The organism is Dolichospermum sp. LEGE 00246 (assembly GCF_015207865.1).
Lineage (GTDB): Bacteria > Cyanobacteriota > Cyanobacteriia > Cyanobacteriales > Nostocaceae > Dolichospermum > Dolichospermum heterosporum.
The window spans coordinates 1-8,116 of sequence record NZ_JADEWA010000247.1 but is presented as its reverse complement, the minus strand read 5'-3'; the positions used below and the strand labels follow the sequence as shown (position 1 = coordinate 8,116).

General features: G+C 39.5%; 5 protein-coding genes and 1 pseudogene. 4 read left to right on the top strand and 2 right to left on the bottom strand.

Annotation, left to right across the window (positions count from 1 at the left end):
- Nucleotides 1–91: 91 nt before the first annotated feature.
- The gene (locus IQ228_RS16035) at nucleotides 92–367 is read left to right on the top strand and encodes a TM2 domain-containing protein (protein WP_027403977.1); all 276 of its coding nucleotides are present in this window, start codon (nucleotides 92–94) and stop codon (nucleotides 365–367) included.
- A 613-nt stretch (nucleotides 368–980) separates the two neighbouring features.
- The gene (locus IQ228_RS16030) at nucleotides 981–3,395 is read left to right on the top strand and encodes a cation-translocating P-type ATPase (protein ID WP_193963530.1); all 2,415 of its coding nucleotides are present in this window, start codon (nucleotides 981–983) and stop codon (nucleotides 3,393–3,395) included.
- Between the two features lie 661 nt (nucleotides 3,396–4,056).
- Here IQ228_RS16030 and IQ228_RS16025 read toward each other — a convergent pair.
- Both IQ228_RS16025 and IQ228_RS16020 read right to left on the bottom strand, forming a co-directional pair.
- Entirely contained in the window at nucleotides 4,057–5,253 is a 1,197-nt protein-coding gene (locus IQ228_RS16025; protein ID WP_193963528.1) for an RNA-guided endonuclease TnpB family protein, read from the bottom strand.
- Nucleotides 5,250–5,606: pseudogene (locus tag IQ228_RS16020) on the bottom strand (recombinase family protein); the annotation flags it as partial. The pseudogene IQ228_RS16020 and the gene IQ228_RS16025, both read right to left, overlap by 4 nt.
- A gap of 168 nt (nucleotides 5,607–5,774) precedes the next feature.
- Between IQ228_RS16020 and IQ228_RS16015 the strand changes: the two are divergent.
- The gene (locus IQ228_RS16015) at nucleotides 5,775–6,695 is read left to right on the top strand and encodes a TIGR01777 family oxidoreductase (protein WP_027403979.1); all 921 of its coding nucleotides are present in this window, start codon (nucleotides 5,775–5,777) and stop codon (nucleotides 6,693–6,695) included.
- Nucleotides 6,696–6,857: 162 nt separating this feature from the next.
- Nucleotides 6,858–8,039, top strand: a complete 1,182-nt coding sequence (locus IQ228_RS16010; RefSeq protein ID WP_193963526.1) for an aldo/keto reductase — start codon at nucleotides 6,858–6,860, stop codon at nucleotides 8,037–8,039.
- Nucleotides 8,040–8,116 lie beyond the last annotated feature (77 nt).

Genomic DNA, 8,116 nt, shown 5'->3' with positions numbered 1-8,116 from the left:
TCATTATTTAAATCATATATAGGATTACCAGTAAATAAATAGGACTAATCACTAATTACCAATTACTAATTACCAAGGAGTATATCTCAATATGACTAATATTAACCCATCTCACACTATGAAACAACTGTTAGCTGGTTATGCTGGAATTATTTTTGGTGGATTTGGGCTACATAAATTCATTCTTGGTTATACTTTAGAAGGTTTTATTATGTTAGCAGTTTCTATAATCGGTGGTTCTTTTACCTATGGATTTACATTAATAGTTATGCAGCTTGTTGGTTTGATTGAAGCTATGATTTACTTAAATAAATCTCATGAAGAATTTGTTAATACCTATTTTGTGAATAAGCAAGGTTGGTTTTAGAAAGTTTGTCATGTCAAATTAAGTAGGTTGGCGTTGAAAATTGTCGTTATGGCAAGGCAAAAGGCAAGAGGGAACAGTGAAAAGGGTTTGGGCGATTTTACGTTTCTTTACACAGGTTGGTTTTATTGTGTTCACCTACTTAATATGCAGTTGCTCAAATATAAACAGATGCACTTGTTAGTCTTGCTAATAATGAGTACGGGATATTTTAGTATAGTATCAGACTGGGAAATTAATTATTTCTGTAAAAGCCTAATTTTGATGTTACCAGTACAATTAACTGCTGTAATTTACACAGCTAAAATTAAACTATGATGTTTGTGATTTAGATGATTTAGTCTCATGCAAAGACGCAATCACGCTTCGTGATCTCGTATAGAGTAGACGCAAAGGTAAGATTTTTAAAGGTTCAATTTGGGAATTTCATACCTCAATATGGCTACGCCACGCAGGCTATCAGCAACGCCGGATTTAGATGATTTTGGGGAGTTGGGGTTTTAAACGGAAACTTAATATTGTTCACTTGGTGAAAGTGGCAGATTTCCCTTAACCTCAAAGTAGAGACGCTGGTTATTAAGCGTTAAACTAACAAAAGCGAACCTCAAAACTAGCCATGCAACTGATCCCAAAATCTGAAATACTTAGAGAATCTGTCCCCCCCACAAAAATACTTAACTCAGAGAAAATTATTTTAGATGTTGGGGGGATGAAGTGCGCTGGATGCGTGAATGCAGTAGAAAAACAGCTTATTCAGCATTCAGGGGTTAAAAGCGTTTGTGTTAATCTCGCAACGGAAGTTGCAGTCGTAGAGGCAGAAGTTGGTACTGTAGATATAGAGGCGTTAGTTCAAGGATTAACGGCTACAGGATTTCCTAGCCAATTACGGACGGGTAAAAGTGCTGGTGATAATCTGCAATCCGCTGTGGAAGCAAGACAACGCCAGGAAATGCAGGGGACAGTTAGACAGTTAGGAATTGCTGGTCTATTACTGCTACTATCGGGAATTGGTCATTTTGGTAATATTGGATCTGTTATTTTTCCCTTTTTAAATGATATCTGGTTTCATTGTGGATTGGCGACGATCGCTATTATTATTCCTGGTAGACCAATTTTAGTGGAAGGTTGGCTAGGTTGGCGACGGGGTGCGCCGAATATGAATACTCTCATTGGTTTGGGAACGTTAACAGCCTATACTGCAAGTTTGGTAGCGTTATTGTTTCCCCAAATGGGTTGGGAATGCTTTTTTGATGAACCTGTGATGATGCTGGGTTTTATTCTTTTGGGGAGGACTTTGGAAAAACAGGCTAGAGGACGTGCTGCTAAAGCGTTTCGCCAATTGTTGGCTTTAGCCCCCCAAACAGCCCGGTTAATTATTAACCCAGAACCGGAAAAATTGATTGCTGGGGCAAATATTATGGAGATTCCGGCAGAACAGGTGCGTGTGGGCGAATGGTTGCAGGTGTTACCGGGGGATAAAATTCCTGTAGATGGTGAGGTGCGTTTTGGACAAACTACCATAGATGAATCCATGCTGACAGGGGAAGTAGTACCTGTGATGAAGCAACCGGGAGATACTGTGACTGGGGGAACTTTAAATCAATCAGGAGCGATCGCTATTCAAGCTACCCGCACCGGTGATGATACAATTTTAGCCCAAATTGTGGCTTTAGTAGAAGCCGCCCAAACTCGCAAAGCCCCAGTCCAAAAATTAGCTGATACGGTGGCTGGATATTTTACTTATGGTGTCTTAACAGCGGCTGGTTTAACCTTCGTATTTTGGTATTTGCTGGGAACTCACCTCTGGCCAGATGTTACCATGTCCGGGGCGATGGCAATGGCTCACAATATGGGACATAATCCCCAACATTTATTACCGCACACTCAATATTCTTCCCTATTAATTAGTTTAAAATTAGCGATCGCTGTGATGGTAGTTGCTTGTCCCTGTGCTTTAGGATTAGCTACCCCGACAGCGATTTTAGTAGGAACAGGAATGGGTGCAGAACGGGGACTATTAATCAAAGGTGGCGACGTTTTAGAAAAAGTCCACAAACTAGACACGGTAGTTTTTGATAAAACCGGAACTCTCACCACAGGTAAACCCACTGTCACTGATTGTCTAGTTATTGCCGAATCAACTTTACCATCATCTCTCATTCAACTAGCCGCAGCCGTAGAAAGTGGTACTTATCACCCCCTAGCTACAGCTATTCAGCAAGAAGCCAAAGCCAGAGAGTTAATCATCCCCCATGCTGTAGACTTCCATACCGAACCAGGTATGGGCGTATCCGCTGTCGTCGAGGGAAAAAAAGTTCTTTTAGGTAACTGGGAATGGTTTAATTACCACCAAATCAATATTAATGAAACAGCAGAAAAACAGAGACAAAGACTAGCCACAGAAGGAAAAACCGTAATTGGTGTAGCTGTAGATGGAACTTTAAGCGGATTAATTGCCGTTAGTGATACCCTCAGACCAGATGCGAAAACCGCAGTAGATAAACTCCGACAAATGGGTTTGCGCGTGATGATCCTTAGTGGTGATAGATTAGAAGCAGCCAAGGCGATCGCTAAACAACTAGGAATCGCCAACACCGACATCATGGCAGGTATCCCCCCAGCCCAAAAAGCCGCCACCATTCAATCTCTTCAATGTGGGAAGATCAACACATTTGTTGCTATGGTAGGAGATGGCATCAATGACGCTCCAGCCTTATCACAGGCAGATGTCGGTATCGCCCTACATTCTGGAACCGATGTCGCTATGGAAACGGCTGAAATTATCTTAATGAGAAATTCCCTGACCGATGTTGTAAAATCTATTCAGCTAAGTCGAGCCACTTTTAATACTATCCGTCAGAATTTATTTTGGGCTTTTGCCTATAATACGATAGGTATTCCCCTCGCTGCTGGAGTATTACTACCTGCCTACGGTTTCGTTCTAGGACCTGCCAGTGCAGCAGCATTAATGGCTTTTAGCTCCGTCAGTGTTGTTACTAACTCAATTTTATTAAGGAGGTTTGTTCCCTAGCAGCACAAAGTGAAAGTTAAAAGTCACTTGATTCGGGATTGAGGATTTTTCTGTCCTCAAGGACAGGTCTTGTACCAAATTCTTTTAATCTAAAATCTAAAATTCCCGGTCAACACCAACACAGTGTAAGTAGTGAGACAGAATTAATTACACAATGTCATTGCGTTAGCGTGGCGTGGCGTTAGCCATATGAAACGAAGTGAAATCAAGCAATAGCGTTCGCGGAGCGTCCCGGAGGGAACTAGCGCTGCTGCAAGCAGTTCGCAAGGGTTGTGATTGCTTCCCTTCGCTCGCAATGACTGTAAATATTTTTGTCCAATTACTTAGAACCTTTGGCAATTGAGAATGACTGATCAAAGTTTAGGTAATTATCCTATACTCAAAACGGCTTGATTGTTTGATTCTAAACGTAGGGGTTTAGTAAAACGGGCGGTTAGAAACCGCGTCTACACAGGCAAAACCCACCTGCGTGGGTTTCAATGCTTGATTTTTCCTTAGTCCGCGCAGGCGGACTTTGTTTGTGTAGCCGTGAATTCCATTCGCCAGGGCTTATTGCAAAATACAGAGATTTTTTCCTCAACAGATGGGATTGAGTACGACATTACATTAATCAACCGTTCGTGTTAAAATGAACAAATCTCTATCTGTTCAAAATGACACTTTATAAAGGCATAACCTTTATTGGTGTAACGGCGACACTCCCTATCCCATTTGCAAAAGCATTTGGGAATACTTTTCTGACAATATTAGCTGACCCATTGCAATCTGCATTTAGGAGGATTCCTTGAGCAGATTTGAATAAACCACGCTTCACTCTCTTCCCCAAGTAGATAGAGTGTTTTTGTATTGGTTCTAAGTCTAAAGCGCTGCACTTTGAGGTATAAGATTCTTCAGTTACTATAACTTTGATTCCTGCTAATTGACATTTATAAGTTAGTTGGTCAATTAATCTGGCATGGGGAATCTGTGTAAATGACTGATTATTCTTTTTACCTATATTGATATTCTGTTTCCAGTTATCATTCTTACCAATAACTAACGTACCAATATCACAAGCCTGAAGTAGATTAACAATCGTTCTACTTGTATTGTGTAGATAATTGTCAACGTAGTTGTTTCTATAAGCAGTCATTAATTGAATCCGCTTACTAGTCTTGCGTTGATCACCTAATTGAGCTTGTAACTTAGCTTTGGTTTTGTGATAGAACTGGTTTACTGATTTAAGTGGTCGTCCATTAACCAACAAAGGTTTAAAACCTGGTTGATTTGAAGTTAACGCTACTAAGTTAGTTAAACCAAGGTCTATACCCGCTACATAATTGCTAGTACACTGTTCTTGTTCTTCTTTTTCATACACAATTTCAACAACATAGCAAGTGGGACGTGGTACTAATCGTACTTCTATGACGTTATCTACCTTAGTTGGAATCTTAATATCACTCATTGATAAGTGACAGATTCCCTTCTTCAATTCAGCTTTGTAAACTGACTCATGATAGTAGATAACTACATTACGTCCCTTAGCTTTATCTTTGTAACCAGGTATTCTAGGTTCTCCTAAGAACTTAGAAGGATTCTTCTGCCATTCTTTATGAGCCTGAAAATACCCAGTCCAAGTAGATACTAGTCCTTTGATAATTTGCTTACTGACTTTAGTAGGTAAAGCACGGTAGTCTACATAATCTTTAACTAAATGATAAAGGTCAGGGAGACTATATTTCTTACCCGTGGCAAAGAAGTGCTGACGACAAATGTAATTAGCTACATTGTATAAATTTTTTGAGAGGAAAGATAGTTTATCAATCTCTTGCCAATGTTGGTGAGATTGTTTAATGATATGTCTTTCAACTAAAATCATTTCTTCTTCCTTCTTTGTGCTGAACGTTTCCTGTAAATCCTAGCCGAGAAAGAAGACATAAGGGATAACATATCTTCTGCTAACTCAGCTTCGTATGTTTTAGGTAGAGTTTCCTCTATATATTCAACTTGGACACCATGACTTTCTAAAAATAACTTAAATATTTCCAAGTTAAATCTACACAATCTATCCCGATGTTCTATTATAAGTTTTGATATCTTCTTTTCTGTCGCCAGTTTAAATACTTTGAGTAATTTAGCTCTAGTATCAGACATACCAGAACCTACTTCAGCAAAAGAATAACCAATAGTATATCCTTTATCAATACAGTAGGATAAAACTCTACCTTCTTGACGTTCTAAATCTTAGCATATCATCAGGAGATTTATAAAGGTTTTACTAGAAATGTTTAGATATTTGCTTTACGGCACGAACCCCTGCATGACTGAAGATTCAGAAGCATAATAGAATCTTGATTTAATTCCCATTCCTCAGTAGATCATAAACAACAGGAAATATCAATGAAAATAGCAATTAGTGGTGCAACAGGATTTGTAGGTAGTCGGTTGGTAGAAAGACTACACACGGAAGGTCATAGAATTTTGGTATTAACTCGCAACCCTACCTTTGCTCAAAAGGTTTTTCCCTCCCCAGCATTTCCTAATTTAGAAATTATTGCCTATACTCCTTGTGTATCTGGCACTTGGCAAAATGCTATATCTGGTTGCGACGGAGTCGTTAATTTGGCAGGAGAACCCATTGCTGAGGGGCGTTGGACACCAGAACGCAAGCGGGAAATTCTCAACACCCGCAAACTAGGAACACAAAAAATTGTCGAAGCTATAGCTAAAGCTAATCCTCGCCCCATTGTCCTAGTCAATACTTCGGCTATTGGTTACTACGGAACCAGCGAAACTGCCAGTTTTGATGAAGATAGTGCCTCTGGTAACGACTTTCTCGCTCAAGTCTGTCAAGAATGGGAACAGGAAGCTACCAAGGTAAAAGATACCAATGTGCGGTTAGTAATTTTACGCTTTGGGATTGTTTTGGGTAACGGTGGCGCTTTGGGGAAAATGATTACCCCCTTTAAACTCTTTGCTGGTGGACCCATTGGCAGTGGTCAACAGTGGTTTTCCTGGATTCATCTAGATGATATCGTCGGTTTAATTATCCAAGCTTTAACTAACCCAACAATGGAGGGAGTGTATAATGCCACTGCCCCTCAACCAGTCCGCATGAATGATCTAAGTACAACTATGGGTAACGTCATGAATCGTCCCTCTTGGTTGCCTGTGCCAGGATTCGCCATAGAAGCTATATTAGGAGACGGGGCAAAGGTAGTTTTGGAAGGACAAAAGGTTTTACCCAAACGCACTTTAGAGTCGGGTTTTGAGTATCAATATCCGAATTTGCAATCAGCACTAACGCAGATTCTCACCTAATTCTTAGTTGATAGATAAGTAGGTTGGCATTAAAAATTGTCGTTATGGGAAGGCAAGAGGCAAGAGGCAATCATGCAAGAGTGAAGAAGCTTTGGGCGATTTTACTTTTCTTTACACACTTTGGTTTTATTGTGTTCACCTACTTAGTTCAAAAATTCACAAATGCTATACAAACGTTTTGGTCGGACAGAATTACAAATGCCCGGTTTCTCCTGCGGGGGAATGCGCTATCAATATAAATGGCAGGATGTCACACCAGAGGAAATTCCTACAGATAATCAAGAGAATTTAGAAGCTGTAATTCGTCGTTCTGTAGAATTGGGAATTAATCATATTGAAACTGCACGGGGTTATGGAACATCAGAAATGCAGTTGGGAAAAATCCTGCCTCAGTTTCCCCGTGAAAAATTAATAGTCCAAACGAAAGTTTCTCCTGTTGCAGATGCTCAAGAATTTCGCAAAACGTTTGAAAAATCTTTGGCTTACCTTCAGTTAGATTATGTTGATTTATTTGGGTTACATGGGATTAATAATGCAGAAATTTGGGATTATAGTATTCGTGAAGGTGGTTGTTTAGAAGTAGCAAGACAGTTACAGTCTGAGGGTAAAATTAAATTTATTGGTTTTTCTACTCATGCTCCCATAGAGATAATTTTGCAAGCAATTAATAGTAATCAATTTGATTATGTAAATTTGCATTGGTACTATATTAATCAATGGAATTGGGCTGCTATTGAAGCTGCAAATAAATTAGATATGGGTGTATTTATTATTAGCCCTTCTAATAAAGGCGGGTTATTACATCAACCTTCAGAAAAGTTAGTTGATTTGTGTGCGCCTTTGAGTCCAATGGTGTTTAATGATTTATTTTGTTTGAGTCGTCCTCAAGTGCATACTTTGAGTATAGGTGCAGCAAAACCAACTGATTTTGATGAGCATTTAAAGACTTTGGCATTGTTAGATAATGCGGCAGAAATTTTACCACCAATTATTTCTAGATTGGAATCGGAAGCAGTCAATATTTTAGGAGAAGATTGGGTAAAAACCTGGGAAACTAATCTACCAACTTGGGAAGAAACGCCAGGAGAAGTAAATATGCGGGTGATTTTGTGGCTGTTAAATTTGACTTTGGCTTATGACATGATTGACTATGGGAAAATGCGTTACAATCTCTTAGGACAGGCTAATCATTGGTTTCCTGGTAATCGGGCTGATAAGTTAGGTGAATTAGATTTAAGAGAATGTCTTCTTAATAGTCCCCAATCTCAAAAAATTCCCCAGATGTTAGCTAAAGCCCAGGATATATTAGGAACTGCGGAGATAAAGCGTTTGTCTCAGAGTTGAAAACTGCAAAACTTTAAGTTATCGAATCACCATTATTCCTCAAATTACCCCACCCTAACCCCTGTCTCTTATACACA